This is a genomic window from Candidatus Planktophila sulfonica (assembly GCF_002288065.1).
Lineage (GTDB): Bacteria > Actinomycetota > Actinomycetes > Nanopelagicales > Nanopelagicaceae > Planktophila > Planktophila sulfonica.
The window spans coordinates 1027567-1044528 of sequence record NZ_CP016773.1 but is presented as its reverse complement, the minus strand read 5'-3'; the positions used below and the strand labels follow the sequence as shown (position 1 = coordinate 1044528).

Sequence of the window (16962 nt, the reverse complement as noted above, 5' to 3'; positions counted from 1 at the left end):
CTTCTCACATCATGGAAAGCCACCCCGCGGGATCAATCCTGCCTTCGATTGGACTTGTCCTTGGGCTCATCCTTCTTGGAGCCCTCTTCGTTGCTGCTGAAATTGCGCTGATTTCTCTGCGCGAAAGCCAGATCAAACAGATGGCAACCCGAGGCAAGCGAGGCGCCAAAGTTGCTCACGTTGCAAGTAATCCCAACAGACTCTTAGCTGCCCTACAAGTTGGCGTCACTGTTACAGGATTTCTTTCAGCTGCCCTGGGTGCTGAAAAGTTAGGCGTCTATGTCATTCCGTGGCTTGAAGATTTAGGAATCTCTACACGGACTGCCAACACCACATCCCTTATCGGCGTCACTCTCATCATTGCCTACTTCTCATTGGTCTTCGGCGAGCTAGTGCCAAAGCGTCTTGCCCTATTTCGCACTGAACAGATTGCGCTCGCATCTGCAGGGTTTATCGATCTCGTGGCGCATCTCTTCCGCCCCATCATCTGGATCCTTTCGCACTCAACAAATATTGTCGTGCGCCTCTTTGGTATCGACCCTAAAGAGCAGCGCAGTCAGATCTCCGAAGAAGAGCTGCTGGACTTAGTTGCAGGGCATGCGGCTCTCACAGATGAAGAGCGCGACATTGTTGAAGAAGTCTTTAACGCATCAGAACGCCAAGTGCATGAGGTTATGGTGCCACGCACCGAAGTTGATTTCATGGACGCGTCCCTGACTGTAGGCAAAGCAATTGCGCTCGCCATCGAGAAGGCGCACTCACGATATCCCGTTGTGCGGGGTTCATCTGATGAAGTAATTGGATTTATCCATGTTCGCGACCTACTTGATACATCACTTGCAAATTCAAATGCAAAGATTCAAGAGCTCTCACGCAACATTATGTATTTACCTGGTACTAAGGGAATTTTGCCTGCTCTCACCGAGATGAGAAGTCAGCGCCAGCATCTTGCCATCGTCCTCGATGAATACGGTGGCACCGATGGCATTGTCACCCTTGAAGATCTCGTCGAAACTCTCATTGGCGATATTCGCGATGAATACGATGGCGATGAGACTGAAGTTTCTCTCGAATCTCGCACAGGTGATTTTGAGGTTGATGGACTCATCTCTCTCGAGGATTTACTCGAAGAAACCGGCATTGAATTACCGGATGGCCCATACGAGACTGCAAGTGGTTTTGTGATGCATTATTTAGGGCGAATCCCAGTCGCCAGCGACATTGTTGGCGTTAACGGCGTCCGAATCACAGTGCTCTCTATGGAAGGTAAGCGCGCTGGACGATTATTGATCTCGCGTAACTACTAGAGCGTGCGAGAATTACAACCATGAAGCGCGTTCTCTCTGGCATTCAGCCAACTAGTGACTCTTTCCACCTGGGCAATTATCTAGGCGCGGTAAAGCAGTGGGTTGAACTCCAAGATGGCCATGATGCTTTTTACTGCATCGTTGATCTCCACGCGTTAACAGTTGAGACCGATCCAGCACTATTGCGTAAACGCACACTTGCATCTGCGGCGCAGCTTTTGGCGCTGGGTATTTCTCCAGAGAAATCAACTCTCTTCGTTCAATCACAAGTTCCACAGCACAACCAATTGGGTTGGATCATGGAGTGCATGACCGGATTCGGCGAAGCAAGCCGCATGACGCAATTTAAAGATAAATCATCAAAGGCTGGCGCTGATTCTGCTCGCGTAGGACTCTTTACATATCCGATGTTGCAGGCTGCAGATATCTTGCTTTACCAAGCGCATTACGTGCCTGTCGGTGAAGATCAGCGCCAACATATCGAACTCACTCGCGACTTAGCTGGGCGCTTTAATTCACGCTACGGAAATACCTTCCAACTTCCTGAGGCATACATCCTTAAGACTGCGGCGAAGATCAACGATATTCAAGAGCCAACTGCGAAGATGAGTAAATCATCGGGTGCGGTCGCTGGTGTTATTGAAATTATGGATACTCCAGAGGCAAACCTTAAGAAGATCAAGAGCGCAATGACTGATGCGGGCCGCGAAGTTAAATATGACGTCGCTGAAAAGCCAGGCATTAGCAACCTTCTTACTATTCACTCAGCGCTTTCAGGCAAGAGCATCGCCGACCTCGAGAATGAATTTGAGGGCAAGGGATACGGAGACTTTAAATCAGCAGTTGCTGAAGTCGTAGTCGAATACCTTCGCCCAATTCGCGCAAAGGCTGTCGAACTTCTTGAGGATGAAGAGCACCTTCTCGATATTTTGCATCAGGGTTCTGAAAAAGCTCGATCTGTTGCTCAGCAAACAATCGATGCGACCTACAAGAATCTAGGTGTGGTTCTCTAATGAAAATTCGCGCCGCCTTTATTGCGCTTTTGGTTGGCGCGTCATTGCTTTCTGCGCCAGCACAGGCGGCAACTAATCTCGGCGTGGGCGTTGCCTATGACATTGGCGGACGTGGAGATAAGTCCTTTAACGACGCCGCAGCCGCTGGGTTGGAAAAAGCGCAACGTCAATTTGATTTCAAGCTTGATGCAGTTGTCACTGATGGCAGTAGCGCTGATCGCGAAAAGCGAATTCGCTCGCTGATTTCAAAGAACTGCAACCCCATCATCGTTATTGGCAGCGGGTATGCACCGACTCTGCAGGCGTTGGCAGTTGAATTCCCCAATACGCAATTTGCCATCATCAACGATGCCAGCGTGGCTGCGCTTAATGTGACCTCTGTTGTTTTTGCCAATGTACAAGGCGCATACCTTGCGGGCTATAGCGCAGCCTTAATTTCAAAGACTGGCAAAGTTGCGATGATTGCCAATCCGAACCAAGCAGACCTCTTTAAAGATGGATTCTCTGCAGGCGTATTTGCTTCTAAGAAGAAGGTAGTTCCAATCGTTAAGTATGTTTCGGGTTCTTACTCAGTTGCAACGACTCAAGTACTTGATGCAGGAGCAGACGTTGTCTTTGCCACAACTTTTGGTTCTGATGCTGAAATATTTAAATCAATAGTTGCTCGCAATGCCAAGAAAAAAGGTTCAGTTCTTGGGCTTATCAATATCGAACCAGATCAATACATAACCGTCACCAGCGCAACTAAGAAATTCCTTATCGCTTCAGTTGTGAAGCGCGTAGATAAAGCCATTTACGATGTCATCGCACTCTCTGTGGCGAAGAAGCAGTACCTAGATATTCTCGATGCCGATGCGGGCATTTATGGACGCAGCTATGGGATAACGGGCGGCGGAATTGAATTCACGGTCCGTTCTAAAGAATTGGCCAATGTCAGCGATTTAATCAATGTGGCAGCGGCCACCGCGGAGAAGATCCCCGCCTAAAACGTAAAGTTCTAGTTGAGAGTTTTCACAACTGTTACAAGCCACACCGCGTTTTAGGGCCTCGCATTTTGTTGAATCTCAGCGCGGAAGACTAGGCTCACGCATACAGAACAACCAATATTCCTTGGAGGAAAACCTTGAAGAAGACAATTAAGTTTGTAGCAGTGTTCGCTGCTGCGGCACTTGCTTTCGGTGCAGCACCAGCAGCAACAGCAGCTAACGCAACAAAGGCATGTCTTGCACTCGATACAGGTGGCGTTGACGACAAGTCATTTAACGCATCTGCTTGGGCAGGCGCACAGGCTGCAGCAAAGGCAGATAAGAACGTAACAGTTAAGTATCTCTCAGCAACAACTGATGCAGATTACGCACCAAACATTAAGAAGCTTGTAGACGAGAAGTGCAACCTCATCATTGGCGTTGGCTTCCTTATCAACAGCGCAATCGTTGCAGGAGCTAAGGCAAACCCAACAGTTAACTTCGCAATTGTTGATCAGGATGGCGAAGACCACGGTGCAGACGGTTCTGTCTACCCAGGTACAAAGTTTGCAAACCTTAAGCCAATCGAATTCTCAACAAATGAATCAGCATTCCAGGCTGGTTACGTTGCTGCTGGAGTTTCAAAGACAGCAAAGGTTGCAACATACGGCGGACTTAACATTCCACCAGTCACAATCTTCATGGATGGCTTTGCTAAGGGTGTAGCTCACTACAACAAGGTCAAGGGCAAGTCAGTAACAGTTCTTGGTTGGGATACAGCTAAGAAGGACGGAACATTCGTCGGCGGCTTCTCAGATTCAGCTAAGGCACTTCAGATCTCTAAGAACTTCGAGCAGCAGGGTGCAGATGTAATCTTCCCAGTTGCTGGTGGACTTGGTGGAGCAACAGCAGGTAACTCACTTACTTCAAAGAAGTCAGTTGTTATCTGGGTTGATACTGATGGATATGTTGCAGCTCCACAGTACAAAAAGGTTCTTCTTACATCTGTAGTTAAGGGTGTCGGAACTTCTGTACAGGCTGTAATCAAGGACCAGGCTGCTGGAAAGTTCTCAGCAACTGGCTACAACGGTAACCTCAAGAATGCAGGAACATTCCTTGCTCCTTACCATGACTTGATCCGTATGGTTCCAACAAAGCTTCGTACTGAAGTTACAAAGCTTGGTAACGATATTCGCAGCGGAAAGGTTTCAGCTAAGTAATTAGCTAAAACTAGTTTTACAAAGATGGGCTAGCACTGCGGTGCTAGCCCATCTTTCTTTTCTTTTAACTTTCTAAAGTGCAATAAAACTAGTAGATTTACGCACATGTCACTGGAATTGCGCGGAATAACAAAGCGCTTTGGTGCCCTCGTTGCAAATGAATCCATCGACCTTGCAGTAGCTGATGGCGAGATCCATGCAATTCTCGGCGAGAACGGTGCTGGAAAATCAACGCTGATGAATATCGTCTACGGACTTCTCTCACCTGATGAAGGAACTATCAGTGTTGACGGAAAAATTGTCGATATCCAATCACCACTTGATGCACTTGCTGCAGGTATCGGAATGGTTCATCAGCACTTCATGCTGATTCCCGTCTTTACTGTTGCAGAAAATATTGTCTTGGGCCATGAGAAGACCAAAGGCCCAGGACTTCTTGATCTCGCGACAGCGCGTGAAGAAATTCTTCGAGTATCAGCTGAATTTAACTTTGATATTGATCCCGATGCTCTTGTCGAAGACCTGCCGGTCGGACTTCAACAGCGCGTAGAAATCATTCGTGCGCTCATTTATGACGCAAAGGTACTTATCCTCGACGAACCAACTGCAGTGCTTACTCCTCAAGAGACCGATGAACTTCTGCGCAATATGAAGAAGCTTAAAGAAGGCGGGACATCAATCGTCTTTATCACCCATAAATTACGTGAAGTAAGAGAGGCCGCGGACAAGATTACGATTATTCGTCGTGGCAAGGTTGTGGGAACCGCATCCCCTTCAGCCTCTCAAGAAGAGTTGGCCTCTCTCATGGTGGGGCGCCCAGTCTCACTCGATGTTGATAAGAAAGCACCCGAGCTCGGCAAGGTGATGCTCGATGTGAAGAACCTCAATATCTCCGATCACACAGGTCGCAATCTTGTAAAGAATGTCTCCTTCGAACTACGTACCGGCGAAGTCCTCGCTGTTGCAGGTGTGCAAGGCAATGGCCAATCAGAACTTGCAGAAGCAATTGTTGGTCTGCAAGAACATGTTCACGGAACAATTTCGCTTGATGGCGTAGATATCACCAAATCTTCTGTGCGCGATGCCCTTCACTCTGGAATCGCATTTGTACCTGAATCTCGCGAAGAAGATGGACTAATCGCCTCGTTTAGCATCGAAGAGAATTTAATTCTCGATCTCCATGACCTGCCACCATATGCAAAAGGTCCGGTTATCTCTCCGAGCATTGTCTCTCAGGAAGCGCAGAAGCGCGTTGCTGAGTTCGATATCCGCGCTCAATCTGCAAAAGATCCTGCATCTTCATTATCAGGTGGAAATAAGCAGAAGGTAGTACTTGCGCGCGAGCTATCTCGTCCCGTCAAACTTGTCGTTGCTTCACAACCTACTCGCGGCCTCGATGTAGGTTCCATTGAGTTTGTACATGAGCGCATCATCGCTGAACGTGATTCTGGCCGCGCCGTACTTCTTTTCAGTACTGAACTCGATGAAGTTTCAGCACTGGCAGATCGAATTGCTGTGATGTATCGCGGTGAATTTATCGCCATCGTTCCCGCCACAACTTCACGTGAGGATCTAGGTCTATTGATGGCAGGTGTAAAACCATGAATCTAAAGAAATTAATTCTTCCTGCGCTCTCATTTGCCATGGCGCTCTTTGTCAGCGGCTTGTTGGTTGCATTCTCAGATTCCAACGTCCTAGCCCTTAAGGGTCAACCGCTGGAAATGATTTCAAAGGCATTCGCAACAGCTGGCGCTGCATACTGGGCGCTCTTTCGCGGTTCAATCTTTGATCCACAACTTGCGCAAGATAGTTTCATTCAAGGTTTCTACCCATTCTCCGAAACGCTTGTAGCTGCTTCTCCTCTTATTCTTACTGGACTCTCTGTAGCTCTGGCATTTCGTGCCGGGCTATTTAATATCGGTGCGCAAGGTCAATTCATAGCCGGTGCAATCGGTGCTAGCTGGGTTGGTTTCACATTCGATCTTCCAGTTGGAATTCACGTAGTTGCAGCAATCGCTGCAGCAATGCTCTTCTCTGGTCTCTATGGAGGCTTTGTGGGGCTCCTTAAAGCACGCACCGGGGCACATGAAGTAATCGTGACAATCATGCTCAACTACGTCGCAGGTTATTTCTTGCTCTGGTTGCTCAGCACTACAGCTTTCTTACGTCCTGGACGTCAAGACCCACTTGCTCCTGAAGTCGGCCCCAACGCACGTTTGCCACTTCTCTTCGGCTCAGATCTACGTGCAAACTTTGGATTTATCGTCGCACTCATTGCAGCAGCTGCTATCTGGTGGCTTCTCAATCGAAGCACATGGGGCTTCCGATTCCGAGCAGTCGGTGCAAATGCAGCGGCATCCCGCACTGCAGGAATTTCAGTTGCTCGCGTAACAACATCTGTCATGTTTATTGCAGGAGCACTTGCTGGACTCGGTGGCGCTGTTCAGATTCTTGGTTCAGAACCTGCAATGACTGCTGGCGTTGGCGGAAGCTTTGGCTTCGATGCCATCACCGTTGCTCTCCTTGGTCGCGCAACTCCAATCGGAACAGTCTTTGCTGCATTGCTCTTTGGAGCACTCCGCGCTGGTGGCCTCACCATGCAGGCAAGTACTGAGACTCCACTTGATCTCGTTCTTGTGATTCAAGCACTTGTCGTTCTCTTTATTGCAGCGCCAGCGCTGATTAAATCTCTCTTCCGCTTGAAGAACGTTGACGCTGGAGAAACAGTCGCTTCGAAGGGATGGAACGGCTAATGAGCACTACAGAAGTACGAGCTCTCTCTGCTCCAGAACGTCGCCGCAAGCGCGGAATCATCACCATGGGCTCACTCGGAGGCTTTGCACTGATTCTCTTCGGCCTTCTTCCTAAGACCAGCGCTCCTGTGACATTTAACTTTGTCTTAGGCAACGAGTGGGTACTTACACGCGAACGCATCGTCGATTCAAAGTCAGGTGCTCTTGTATTTGCAGTGATTGCACTCCTTGCAGTGCTTCTCTCTGTTCTTCAATTTAGAGCGCGTAAGACCATTCGCTTTGCAAGCGGTCTCTTCGGTGCATCATTCCTGATGTCATTCCTATGCTGGGCAGCAGCCGGCAAATTCATTCCATTTACCGGGCTTCTTCAAGGCGCACTCTTCCTTTCCGTGCCTCTGATTTTTGGTGCGATGGCCGGCGTCCTCTCCGAACGCTCGGGCGTTATCAATATTGCAATTGAAGGCCAGCTCCTTGCGGGTGCTTTCATGTCAGGCGTTATCGCATCACTGACTCAGAACAAGATTGCAGGGCTATTGGTTGCGCCATTCGCAGGCGCTGCAATCGCTTGGCTTCTGGCTGTCTTTGCTATCAAGTATGGAATCGATCAAGTGGTTCTTGGTTTCGTACTCAACGTTCTTGTTATTGGTCTCACCGGCTTCCTCTATAAGAAGCTGCTGATTCCATATCAATCAACATGGAACTCTGGCGGAACCTTTGCACCTATCGAGATTCCGATCCTCGCCAAGATTCCGGTCATAGGACCAATCTTTTTTAGCCAGAACATCATTGTGTATCTGATGTACGCGGCTGTCATTCTTATTCATATTGCACTCTTTAAATCTAAGTGGGGTCTACGTACCCGCGCTGTGGGCGAGCACCCAACGGCTGCTGAATCTGTCGGAATCGACGTCAATAAGATTCGATTCCGCAATGTTCTTATTGCAGGTGCAGTTGCTGGGCTTGGTGGAGCATTCTTTACATTGGGCGCAGTTGGTTCATTTAGCAAGGAGATGACTGCAGGCAAGGGCTTCATCGCACTTGCTGCCCTTATCTTCGGTCGCTGGAGCCCACTAGGTGCTGTAGCTGCTGCTCTTATCTTTGGTTTTGCAGATAACTTGCAAGGACTTCTCACAATTACCGGAACACCAATTCCATCAGAATTTATGTTGATGGCTCCATACATTGCAACCATCATCGCCGTATCGGGCTTCGTAGGAAAAGTACGAGCACCCGCAGCCGATGGCATCGCCTATAAACGCGGAGGCGGTTCGCACTAATGGAGATCAACTGGGATTTGCTGCGCAGTGAAGCGCTCGGTGCAATGAAGAAGGCGTATGCGCCATATTCAAAGTTCCCTGTTGGTGTTGCAGCGCTCGTTGATGATGGTCGCATCATCACAGGGTGCAATGTTGAAAACGCTAGCTACGGACTTACACTCTGCGCCGAATGCGGATTAGTTTCCAATCTCATCGCTACAGGTGGCGGGCGTTTGGTCGCCTTTGCTTGCGTAGATATTGCTGGAAATCCCTTGATGCCATGTGGACGTTGTCGCCAGCTCTTGCAAGAACACGGTGGATCAAAGCTTCAAATGGATACCAATGAAGGGATTAAAACTCTGGGCGACCTTCTTCCATGGGCATTTGGTCCCGAAGAGATGAACGAACGCCTTTCATGATTGAACCATTTGCAGCCGTAGAAATCATTGCAGCAAAGCGCGATCGCAATGAGTTAACAGATCCGCAAATTGATTGGATTATCGACGCCTATACACGTGGCGTCGTTGCCGACGAACAGATGTCAGCACTTCTCATGGCAATTCTTCTTAATGGAATGAATTCACGAGAAATTTCTCGCTGGACCAACGCCATGATCAATAGCGGCGAACGTATGGATTGGTCGAAGCTCGATCGCAAAACAGCAGATAAGCATTCAACGGGCGGTGTCGGTGACAAGATCACTCTTCCACTTGCTCCACTTGTTGCAGCATGCGGCGGAGCAGTTCCTCAACTTTCTGGCCGTGGGCTTGGACATACCGGTGGAACTCTCGACAAACTTGAATCCATTCCCGGTTGGCGCGCATCGCTGACAAACGATGAGATGCTCAAAGTCTTGCAAGACACCGGCGCTGTAATTTGCGCAGCGGGTGCAGGGCTAGCGCCAGCAGATAAGAAGCTCTACGCGCTTCGCGATGTCACTGCAACCGTTGAAGCGATTCCACTGATTGCATCTTCGATCATGAGCAAGAAGATTGCCGAAGGAACTTCAGCGCTCGTTCTTGATGTGAAGACAGGCTCTGGTGCATTTATGTCAGATCCTGCAAAGGCATCAGAACTTGCTCGCACTATGGTGCAACTTGGTAGAGATGCAGGCGTGAAGACTCGCGCTCTCGTTACCGCAATGGATGTTCCTCTCGGACTCACAGCAGGTAATGCTCTAGAAGTGCGTGAATCCGTTGAAGTCCTTGCAGGTGGCGGACCTTCTGATGTTGTTGAGTTAACCATTCTTCTTGCTCGCGAAATGATTGATGCAGCCGGCATTGTCGGAAAAGATCCAGCAGATGCGCTCAAAGATGGCAGCGCAATGGACCATTGGCGCCGCATGATCAGTGCTCAGGGCGGAGATCCCGATGCTGCACTTCCTGTAGCGCGCGAACAACATGTTGTGAAGGCTGCAAATAGCGGAATCATTACAACGATGGATGCGATGAAGGTCGGCGTCAGCGCATGGCGTTTAGGTGCAGGACGTTCTAAGCAGGGTGAAAAGGTTCAAGCAGGTGCCGGCATCGAACTCCACGCAAAGCCAGGCGATTACATCACTGCAGGGTCACCATTGATGACCTTACATACAGATGAAGCCCCACGATTTGAACGCGCTCTCGAAATTCTTGAAGGCGCTGTCACAATAGTTGAAGGTGGAACGGTCAATCGTCTACCTCTAGTGTTAGAGAGAATTGAAGGATGAGCGACTTAACAAAGAAGCCAACAGCGGATCAAGTAAAGCGACTTCCAAAAGCACTTTTACATGATCACCTTGATGGAGGACTTCGCCCGCAAACAATTATCGATATCGCCAAAGAGATTGGCCACGAACTTCCAACCTCTGACGCAGCTGAACTCGCTGAATGGTTCCGCAGTTCATGTGATTCAGGTTCACTCGTTCTCTATCTCGAAACATTTGCGCACACAGTTGCGGTCATGCAACGTAAAGAAGATGTAGTACGTGTGGCGCGTGAATGTGCTGTAGATCTTGCTCGCGATGGCGTGGTCTATGCCGAAGTGCGTATGGCACCAGAACTCATCACTGAAAAAGGAATGTCACTTTCTCAGGCAATCGAAGCCATCCTCGAAGGTTTCCGTGCAGGTGAAGCTGAAGCAAAGGCAGAGGGCAACACAATTCGTGTGATGTCACTTCTCTGTGGAATGCGCCAGAACAATCTTTCGCAAGAGGTAGCAGAGCTTGCGGTGAAGTATCGCGACCAAGGCGTTGTCGGCTTCGATATCGCAGGCCCTGAAGATGGTTTCCCACCAAGCGATCAGCTCGATACCTTTGAATATCTGCGCCGCGAAAATGCTCATTTCACGATCCACGCTGGTGAGGCGTATGGCCTGCCATCAATCTGGGAAGCAATTCAACTCTGCGGCGCAGAACGCTTGGGACACGGCGTGCGCATCACTGACGATATTGATTTCAACCACACGCCACCGCGTTTAGGACGTCTTGCTTCCTATGTCCGCGATCGCCGCGTTCCACTTGAGATGTGCCCATCATCAAATATTCAGACAGGAGTGGCAGATTCATTTGCCCACCACCCTCTTGCTCGCCTGGCCAAGCTTCGTTTCCGTGTCACCATCAATACCGATAACCGCTTAATGTCAGCAACATCAATGTCACGCGAAATGACCGAGATGGTTAACCAATGCGATTGGACTTTCCAAGACCTTCAGCGCGTAACGATTAATGCTCTTAAGAGCGCCTTCATTCCATTTGAAGAGCGCTTAGCAATCATTGAAAGCGTTGTTAAACCTGCCTATGCAAAGATTTCAGAGGAGTAAGTAATGGCACATCCTAAGTACACCCTTCACCAAGTCGCTAAGACAATTGATCACGCACTCTTGCGTCCAGATATGTCACGCGATGAAGTAAAGGCAGGATGTGAAGTCGCTATGAAGTACGACGTTGCATCTGTCTGCTGTAAGCCAGCTGATGTTGCTTTCTGCGCCGATATTTTGCGCGGAAGCGATGTTCACGTCGGAACTGTCGTCGGCTTCCCGCACGGCAATTCGGCAACTGCTACCAAGGTATTTGAAACCAAGCAGGTAGTTGCCGATGGAGCCACTGAAATCGATGTCGTAATCAATATTGGTTGGATGAAGTCAGGGATGTATGACGAAGTCCGTGAAGAAATTGCTGCGGTCGTTGCTGCGGCAAGTGGCAACCAAGTAAAGGTAATCCTCGAGAATGCATACCTGACCAAAGAAGAGATTGTTAAAGCCTGCCAGCTCTGCGAAGCTGCCGGTGCTGATTACGTAAAGACATCTACAGGTTTTGCTCCAACAGGTGCCATCCTTGAAGATGTACAACTGATGCGCGCTTCGGTTTCTTCAAAGGTTGAAGTAAAGAGTGCGGGCGGCGTGAAGTCACTCGATATGTTGCTTTCATTTATGGATGCCGGCGTAAAGCGCAGTGGCGCTAGCGGAACAGCTGCAATGCTCGATGAATTTGTTGAGCGCTTCGGCGCTTAACCTGCCAAGAACTTCTTTAAAGGTTCGCGCAGTTCATTTAATAGCGCTTCGGAATCGCCTGAAGTCTTAGTAATCACTTCGATGTAGCACTTCATCTTTGCTTCGGTCCCTGATGGGCGAACAATGATGCGAATGCCGCCAGCGAGCCAGATACGCAACCCATCTGTGGGTGGTAAACCATCCTTCGGTGCAGCTAAGTCATCGATTGATTCCACCGCACGCCCTGCAATTTCTTTAGGCGGAGTCTGACGAAGACCTGCTAGCAATCGAGTAATGGCAGACATATCTGAGACTCGAATAGAGATCTGCTCGGTGCCGTGGAAACCATGGCGTTCCCACACTTGATTGAGTAAGTCGCTAATTGTTAAGCCATCTCGCTTCAGGTCCATGGCAACTTGCGCTAAGAATATTGCCGCGGAGATTCCATCTTTATCGTTGACGGTATCTGAATCAACGGCGTATCCAATCGCTTCTTCATATCCGAAGGCGAGCTCTTCAATCTTGGCCAACCATTTAAAGCCGGTGAGTACTTCCTGGAAATCGATTCCATAATGGCCGCTGATTTTGCGAAGAGCAGATGAGGAAACGATTGAGTTTCCAAATGTTCCAGAAGGTTTTGAGCGAGCAATCCATTCACCCAGCACAACGCCAAGTTCATCTCCGCGCAGCATGCGCCAGCCGACTACAGGGTCATTAATGGCAGCTGCGCATCGATCGGCGTCAGGGTCATTGGCAATTACTATTTCGGCGTTGAAGTCGCGAGCCTTTTTGAGAGCAAGGTCAATGGCGCCAGGTTCTTCGGGGTTAGGAAATGCAACGGTAGGAAAATCAGGATCTGGAGTGCACTGTTCATCGACAGTTATCAGAGATGAGAAGCCGGCTTTGTTAAAGACAAGTTGCGCTGTCTCTGTGCCAACTCCGTGCATCGCTGTATAAACAACTTTGAGATCGCCAGGACGTGGAGCAAGTGCGCTGGTGCGCTTTACATATTCATTTAATACTTCTTCATCCAAGATAGTCCACTTGCTGCCACGGGGGAGTGACCTCAGCGATGTCACTGCATCTATATCAGCTGCAATAAAGCCATCTGTTGGATTAATAATCTGTGATGATGCGTACTTAACTCCATCAGCTTCAGGTCCTACATAAACCTTGTAACCATTATCTTGCGGTGGATTATGGCTTGCCGTCACCATAATTCCGATATCGCAAGCAAGATAAGAAGTTGCAAAGGCGAGTACCGGAGTGGGTAGCGGGCGGGGAAGTATGTACACATCCATTCCGGCACCACTCATAATTTCAGCCGTTTCAAATGTGTAATCCTCAGAGCCATAACGAGCATCTCTGCCAATGACGACCTTGGTCATTCCGCGCTTTTGCATATAAGAAGCGATACCAGCTGCTGCACGGCCCACAACAGCGCGATTCATACAAGAAGGTCCAGGACCTATCGGACCACGAAGACCAGCAGTTCCAAATTGGAGAAAGCCATTGAAGTATTTCTTAAGTGTTACTTCATCGCCTGCATCGAGCAGGGTTTGTAGCTCGGCTGCAGTCTTTGGATCTGGGTCGTCAGCAATCCAAGCTTCAACTTCGGCGCGCAGAGTGCTGTTCATGGCTTAAGGCTAATCTCGTTAGACGAGTTTAGGAATAGTGTTCTTGAGCAAAGTGCCCATGCGATCAGCAGCAGCCTTGCCGGCAGCAATTACTTCTTCGTGGTTTAACTTTTCTCCTGTAACGCCTGCCGCAGCATTAGTAACAAGTGAGATGCCGAGAACTTCAGCGCCAAGAGCATGCGCTGCAATTGCTTCAGGAACCGTTGACATGCCAACCAGATCAGCGCCCATAGTGCGCATCATCAGAATTTCAGCTGGAGTTTCATAAGTTGGCCCGCGCCAGTGGACATAAACGCCTTCGGCAAGAGAAGAATCTTCCTTCTTCACAATCTCGCGGATGCGCTTGCTATAAAGATCTGTCAGATCGATAAATGTTGCACCTGATAGTGGTGATGCTGCTGTAAGTGAGATGTGATCACGAATAATGACGGGCTGACCAACCTTGTATGAAGTATTGATGCCACCACATGCATTGGTGAGGATGACTACCTTGCAGCCTGCCTTCACTGCTGTACGGACTCCGTGCACTACAGGTTCCATGCCCTTACCTTCATATAGGTGGGTGCGACCTAAGAAGACAAGTGCGCGAATTGTCTTGCCATTTTCGACGATTTCGTAAGAGCGAACTTTTCCTGAGTGACCTTCAACTGCTGGTGCAAAGAAGCCGGTGATCTCATGTGCATCGCACTCATAGGCAGGTGCACCGAGCGCATCTGCAGCTGTTACCCACCCTGAACCCATAACAAGTGCGACATCGTGAGATGCGACGCCTGTGCGTTCTGCGATTTCTGCAGCTGCCTTAGTAGCGGCAGCTAATGGATCTGAGTAGAGAAGTTCAGTTGAGGTCATGCCTCAATAATGTCACAGAGAACTGTTCCGCTGGCCACGGTCTCACCAATTACAGCTTTTAGGTTCTTAATCACACCTGACTTATGGGCGTTGAGAGGTTGTTCCATCTTCATCGCTTCAAGAACGATGATGAGATCTCCTGCTTCAACGCTCTGTCCTTCTTCGACAGCAATCTTTACAACAGTTCCTTGCATCGGGCTGGCAAGGCCAGTTCCAGATGAGCCACCACCGGATGATTGCTTTGCGCGATGGCGCTTTACAACAGGTTCTGGTGCATGGACGAGAATTTCAAAGCGCTTTCCATTGACTTCAGCGACAAGCTTTTCAGCAGCGACGCGAGTCTGAATCTCAGCGGCCGCAGATTCAAAGGCAGGAATATCGTTCTTAAATTCATTCTCGATATAACTTGTATAGACCTTGAACACATCTGTGTAAGCAGGATCTTCCAGGATGGCGCGGTGGAAGGGGAGTGCAGTAGCGAGTCCACCTACTTCAAATTCAGCGAGAGCGCGACGTGCGCGTTGGATAGCTTGTTCGCGAGTTGCACCTGTAACGATGAGCTTTGCAAGAAGTGAATCGAAGTTTCCACCGATGACATCTCCGTTACGGAAACCTGCATCTACGCGGACTCCCGGACCGGTTGGAATATTCCACGAAGTAATGCGACCTGGTGCAGGTAAGAATGAGCGACCAGGATCTTCACCGTTGATACGGAATTCAATCGAGTGGCCACGCACAACAGGATCATCAAAACCGAGGCTTTCACCCATTGCGATGCGGAATTGTTCGCGCACAAGGTCAATGCCTGTTACCTCTTCAGAGACAGGGTGTTCTACCTGAAGACGGGTATTTACTTCAAGGAACGAAATTGTTCCGTCGAGGCCGACAAGAAATTCGCAAGTGCCGGCGCCAACATAGCCAGCTTCTTTCATGATCGCCTTACTTGAGCGATAGAGCTCTTCGTTCTGGGCATCAGTTAAGAATGGCGCTGGCGCTTCCTCAACAAGCTTCTGGTGGCGACGCTGCAATGAGCAGTCACGAGTTGAAACAACAACTGCATGTCCGTGCTTGTCGACCAATACTTGGGTCTCTACGTGGCGTGGCTTATCGAGATAACGTTCGACGAAACATTCACCGCGCCCAAAACCTGCAATCGCTTCACGGACAGCCGATGCATAAAGTTCTGGAATTTCTTCCATGGTGCGGGCAACCTTGAGGCCGCGACCTCCACCGCCGAATGCAGCTTTGATTGCAACGGGTAGTCCATGTTCTTTGGCAAAGGCGAGAACTTCTTCATGTCCTGTAACAGGGTCTTTAGTTCCTGCGACAAGAGGTGCGCCTGCAGCCGATGCAATACGACGAGCTGAAACTTTATCGCCGAGCGCGCTAATGGCAGCGGGTGGGGGACCGATCCAGATGAGCCCGGCATCGACTACTGCTTGAGCAAAATCTGCGTTCTCGGAGAGGAATCCATAACCAGGGTGAACTGCATCCGCGCCAGATTCTTTAGCGAGTGCGATGATCTTTGGAATATTGAGATAGGTATCTTTGGCAACAGTTCCGTTGAGTGAGTAAGAAAAGTCTGCACTCTTTGCATGAAGTGCATCGCGATCTTCTTCTGAATACATCGCAATAGATTCGAGGCCATGGTCTTTACATGCGCGAATAACGCGAAGAGCAATCTCTCCTCGGTTAGCAATCAGAACGCGCTTCATGACATCTCCTTCACTTGAGGCCAAGAATATCCAAGTTGCTTCATTGCGTTACGAAGAAATGGCATCGAAATTCCCACAACATTGGTGTAATCGCCCTCGATTACTGGAATAAAAGGGCTTCCAAAGCCATCGAGAGTGAAACCGCCAGCTACGTGAAGTGGCTCTTCAGATGCTACGTAATCTGTAATCTCTTCATCGGTCATATCTGTAAAGGTGACTTTCGTGGTGACGCGATCTGCAATCTCAATTCCGCGCTCAGTATCGATAATGCAATGTCCGGTATGAAGTAAACCCGTACGGCCACTAATTTTCTTAGCGCGCTTAACGGCGACTTCTGGCGTACCTGGTTTACCGAATGAGACTCCATCGACATCAAATGTTGAATCGCAGCCGATGATGATTGCTGGGTAATCAATCATTTCGCGAACTGTGTGTGCCTTTGAAATCGCCAGAGCAATCACCATATCTTCGGGAGTCATTGCGTTGAAGAAATCTGTCTCTTCATCCACATTGCTTACGATGATTGTTGGCTTCAGGCCAGCATCGGTCAGTAAGCGACGACGAGAAGTTGATTGCGATGCTAAGACGATACGTGGCATTTACTGATGCTTTCGAGCGCCGAAGGTAATTTGGTGAGGAAGTGGTTGGCGCAGTTGTGGCAGCGCAAAGACGCTTCGCTTAATTACCGGCTTGATGTCAACGGCTTTGTGGTTGGCCAAAACAGCTTGAAGTGCAACGAGCTCTTCAGGAGTTGGATGGCCTGCTGTAACAGAGAATTTCAT

General features: G+C 49.2%; 16 protein-coding genes. 11 read left to right on the top strand and 5 right to left on the bottom strand.

What is annotated here, in order from left to right:
* Nucleotides 1-11 precede the first annotated feature (11 nt).
* From A1sIA56_RS05265 to deoC, 11 genes are all read left to right on the top strand, one after another.
* Nucleotides 12-1307, top strand: a complete 1296-nt coding sequence (locus A1sIA56_RS05265) for a hemolysin family protein (protein ID WP_095673877.1) — start codon at nucleotides 12-14, stop codon at nucleotides 1305-1307.
* A gap of 20 nt (nucleotides 1308-1327) precedes the next feature.
* On the top strand, nucleotides 1328-2320 hold the full coding sequence (gene trpS, locus A1sIA56_RS05260) for a tryptophan--tRNA ligase (protein WP_095673876.1): 993 nt from the start codon (nucleotides 1328-1330) through the stop codon (nucleotides 2318-2320).
* Entirely contained in the window at nucleotides 2320-3306 is a 987-nt protein-coding gene (locus A1sIA56_RS05255) for a BMP family lipoprotein (RefSeq protein WP_095673875.1), read from the top strand. Before trpS ends, A1sIA56_RS05255 begins: the two co-directional genes overlap by 1 nt.
* Nucleotides 3307-3443: 137 nt before the next feature.
* Entirely contained in the window at nucleotides 3444-4505 is a 1062-nt protein-coding gene (locus A1sIA56_RS05250) for a BMP family lipoprotein (protein ID WP_095673874.1), read from the top strand.
* A gap of 105 nt (nucleotides 4506-4610) precedes the next feature.
* Nucleotides 4611-6110: an ABC transporter ATP-binding protein gene (locus A1sIA56_RS05245; RefSeq protein ID WP_095673873.1), complete on the top strand. Its 1500-nt coding sequence runs from the start codon at nucleotides 4611-4613 to the stop codon at nucleotides 6108-6110.
* A complete protein-coding gene (locus A1sIA56_RS05240) occupies nucleotides 6107-7258 on the top strand; it encodes an ABC transporter permease (protein ID WP_095673872.1) in 1152 nt (383 codons plus the stop codon). Before A1sIA56_RS05245 ends, A1sIA56_RS05240 begins: the two co-directional genes overlap by 4 nt.
* On the top strand, nucleotides 7258-8535 hold the full coding sequence (locus tag A1sIA56_RS05235; protein WP_223298421.1) for an ABC transporter permease: 1278 nt from the start codon (nucleotides 7258-7260) through the stop codon (nucleotides 8533-8535). The genes A1sIA56_RS05240 and A1sIA56_RS05235 overlap by 1 nt, the downstream gene beginning before the upstream one ends.
* Nucleotides 8535-8933 (top strand): cytidine deaminase, encoded by a 399-nt coding sequence (locus A1sIA56_RS05230; RefSeq protein WP_095673870.1) that lies wholly within the window; start codon nucleotides 8535-8537, stop codon nucleotides 8931-8933. Before A1sIA56_RS05235 ends, A1sIA56_RS05230 begins: the two co-directional genes overlap by 1 nt.
* Nucleotides 8930-10219: a thymidine phosphorylase gene (locus A1sIA56_RS05225; RefSeq protein ID WP_095673869.1), complete on the top strand. Its 1290-nt coding sequence runs from the start codon at nucleotides 8930-8932 to the stop codon at nucleotides 10217-10219. Before A1sIA56_RS05230 ends, A1sIA56_RS05225 begins: the two co-directional genes overlap by 4 nt.
* Nucleotides 10216-11310 (top strand): adenosine deaminase, encoded by a 1095-nt coding sequence (locus A1sIA56_RS05220; RefSeq protein WP_095673868.1) that lies wholly within the window; start codon nucleotides 10216-10218, stop codon nucleotides 11308-11310. The genes A1sIA56_RS05225 and A1sIA56_RS05220 overlap by 4 nt, the downstream gene beginning before the upstream one ends.
* Before the next feature lie 3 nt (nucleotides 11311-11313).
* Entirely contained in the window at nucleotides 11314-12000 is a 687-nt protein-coding gene (deoC, locus tag A1sIA56_RS05215) for a deoxyribose-phosphate aldolase (RefSeq protein WP_095673867.1), read from the top strand.
* Here deoC and A1sIA56_RS05210 read toward each other — a convergent pair.
* Genes A1sIA56_RS05210 through A1sIA56_RS05190 form a run of 5 tightly spaced genes read right to left on the bottom strand, consistent with a single transcriptional unit; the run spans nucleotide 11997 to nucleotide 16962 of the window.
* Complete coding sequence (locus A1sIA56_RS05210) at nucleotides 11997-13616, bottom strand: phospho-sugar mutase (protein ID WP_095673866.1); 1620 nt, start codon at nucleotides 13614-13616, stop codon at nucleotides 11997-11999. The genes deoC and A1sIA56_RS05210 overlap by 4 nt on opposite strands.
* A gap of 18 nt (nucleotides 13617-13634) precedes the next feature.
* Nucleotides 13635-14465, bottom strand: coding sequence for a purine-nucleoside phosphorylase (locus tag A1sIA56_RS05205; RefSeq protein ID WP_095673865.1), 831 nt, complete (start codon nucleotides 14463-14465; stop codon nucleotides 13635-13637).
* Nucleotides 14462-16180 carry an acetyl/propionyl/methylcrotonyl-CoA carboxylase subunit alpha gene (locus A1sIA56_RS05200; RefSeq protein WP_095673864.1) on the bottom strand — a complete coding sequence of 573 codons (1719 nt, stop codon included), beginning with the start codon at nucleotides 16178-16180 and terminating at the stop codon, nucleotides 14462-14464. Before A1sIA56_RS05200 ends, A1sIA56_RS05205 begins: the two co-directional genes overlap by 4 nt.
* A complete protein-coding gene (locus A1sIA56_RS05195) occupies nucleotides 16177-16779 on the bottom strand; it encodes a Maf family protein (protein ID WP_095673863.1) in 603 nt (200 codons plus the stop codon). The genes A1sIA56_RS05200 and A1sIA56_RS05195 overlap by 4 nt, the downstream gene beginning before the upstream one ends.
* Nucleotides 16780-16962, bottom strand: a complete 183-nt coding sequence (locus A1sIA56_RS05190; RefSeq protein ID WP_095673862.1) for an acyl-CoA carboxylase subunit epsilon — start codon at nucleotides 16960-16962, stop codon at nucleotides 16780-16782.

Excerpts from the sequence above, each read along its gene's own strand:
- A1sIA56_RS05265 (WP_095673877.1), top strand. The coding sequence starts at position 12 with ATGGAAAGCCACCCCGCGGGATCAATCCTGCCTTCGATTGGACTTGTC.
- trpS (WP_095673876.1), top strand. The coding sequence starts at position 1,328 with ATGAAGCGCGTTCTCTCTGGCATTCAGCCAACTAGTGACTCTTTCCAC.
- A1sIA56_RS05255 (WP_095673875.1), top strand. The coding sequence starts at position 2,320 with ATGAAAATTCGCGCCGCCTTTATTGCGCTTTTGGTTGGCGCGTCATTG.
- A1sIA56_RS05245 (WP_095673873.1), top strand. The coding sequence starts at position 4,611 with ATGTCACTGGAATTGCGCGGAATAACAAAGCGCTTTGGTGCCCTCGTT.
- A1sIA56_RS05240 (WP_095673872.1), top strand. The coding sequence starts at position 6,107 with ATGAATCTAAAGAAATTAATTCTTCCTGCGCTCTCATTTGCCATGGCG.
- A1sIA56_RS05235 (WP_223298421.1), top strand. The coding sequence starts at position 7,258 with ATGAGCACTACAGAAGTACGAGCTCTCTCTGCTCCAGAACGTCGCCGC.
- A1sIA56_RS05230 (WP_095673870.1), top strand. The coding sequence starts at position 8,535 with ATGGAGATCAACTGGGATTTGCTGCGCAGTGAAGCGCTCGGTGCAATG.
- A1sIA56_RS05225 (WP_095673869.1), top strand. The coding sequence starts at position 8,930 with ATGATTGAACCATTTGCAGCCGTAGAAATCATTGCAGCAAAGCGCGAT.
- A1sIA56_RS05220 (WP_095673868.1), top strand. The coding sequence starts at position 10,216 with ATGAGCGACTTAACAAAGAAGCCAACAGCGGATCAAGTAAAGCGACTT.
- deoC (WP_095673867.1), top strand. The coding sequence starts at position 11,314 with ATGGCACATCCTAAGTACACCCTTCACCAAGTCGCTAAGACAATTGAT.
- A1sIA56_RS05210 (WP_095673866.1), bottom strand. The coding sequence starts at position 13,616 with ATGAACAGCACTCTGCGCGCCGAAGTTGAAGCTTGGATTGCTGACGAC.
- A1sIA56_RS05205 (WP_095673865.1), bottom strand. The coding sequence starts at position 14,465 with ATGACCTCAACTGAACTTCTCTACTCAGATCCATTAGCTGCCGCTACT.
- A1sIA56_RS05200 (WP_095673864.1), bottom strand. The coding sequence starts at position 16,180 with ATGAAGCGCGTTCTGATTGCTAACCGAGGAGAGATTGCTCTTCGCGTT.
- A1sIA56_RS05195 (WP_095673863.1), bottom strand. The coding sequence starts at position 16,779 with ATGCCACGTATCGTCTTAGCATCGCAATCAACTTCTCGTCGTCGCTTA.
- A1sIA56_RS05190 (WP_095673862.1), bottom strand. The coding sequence starts at position 16,962 with ATGAAATTCTCTGTTACAGCAGGCCATCCAACTCCTGAAGAGCTCGTT.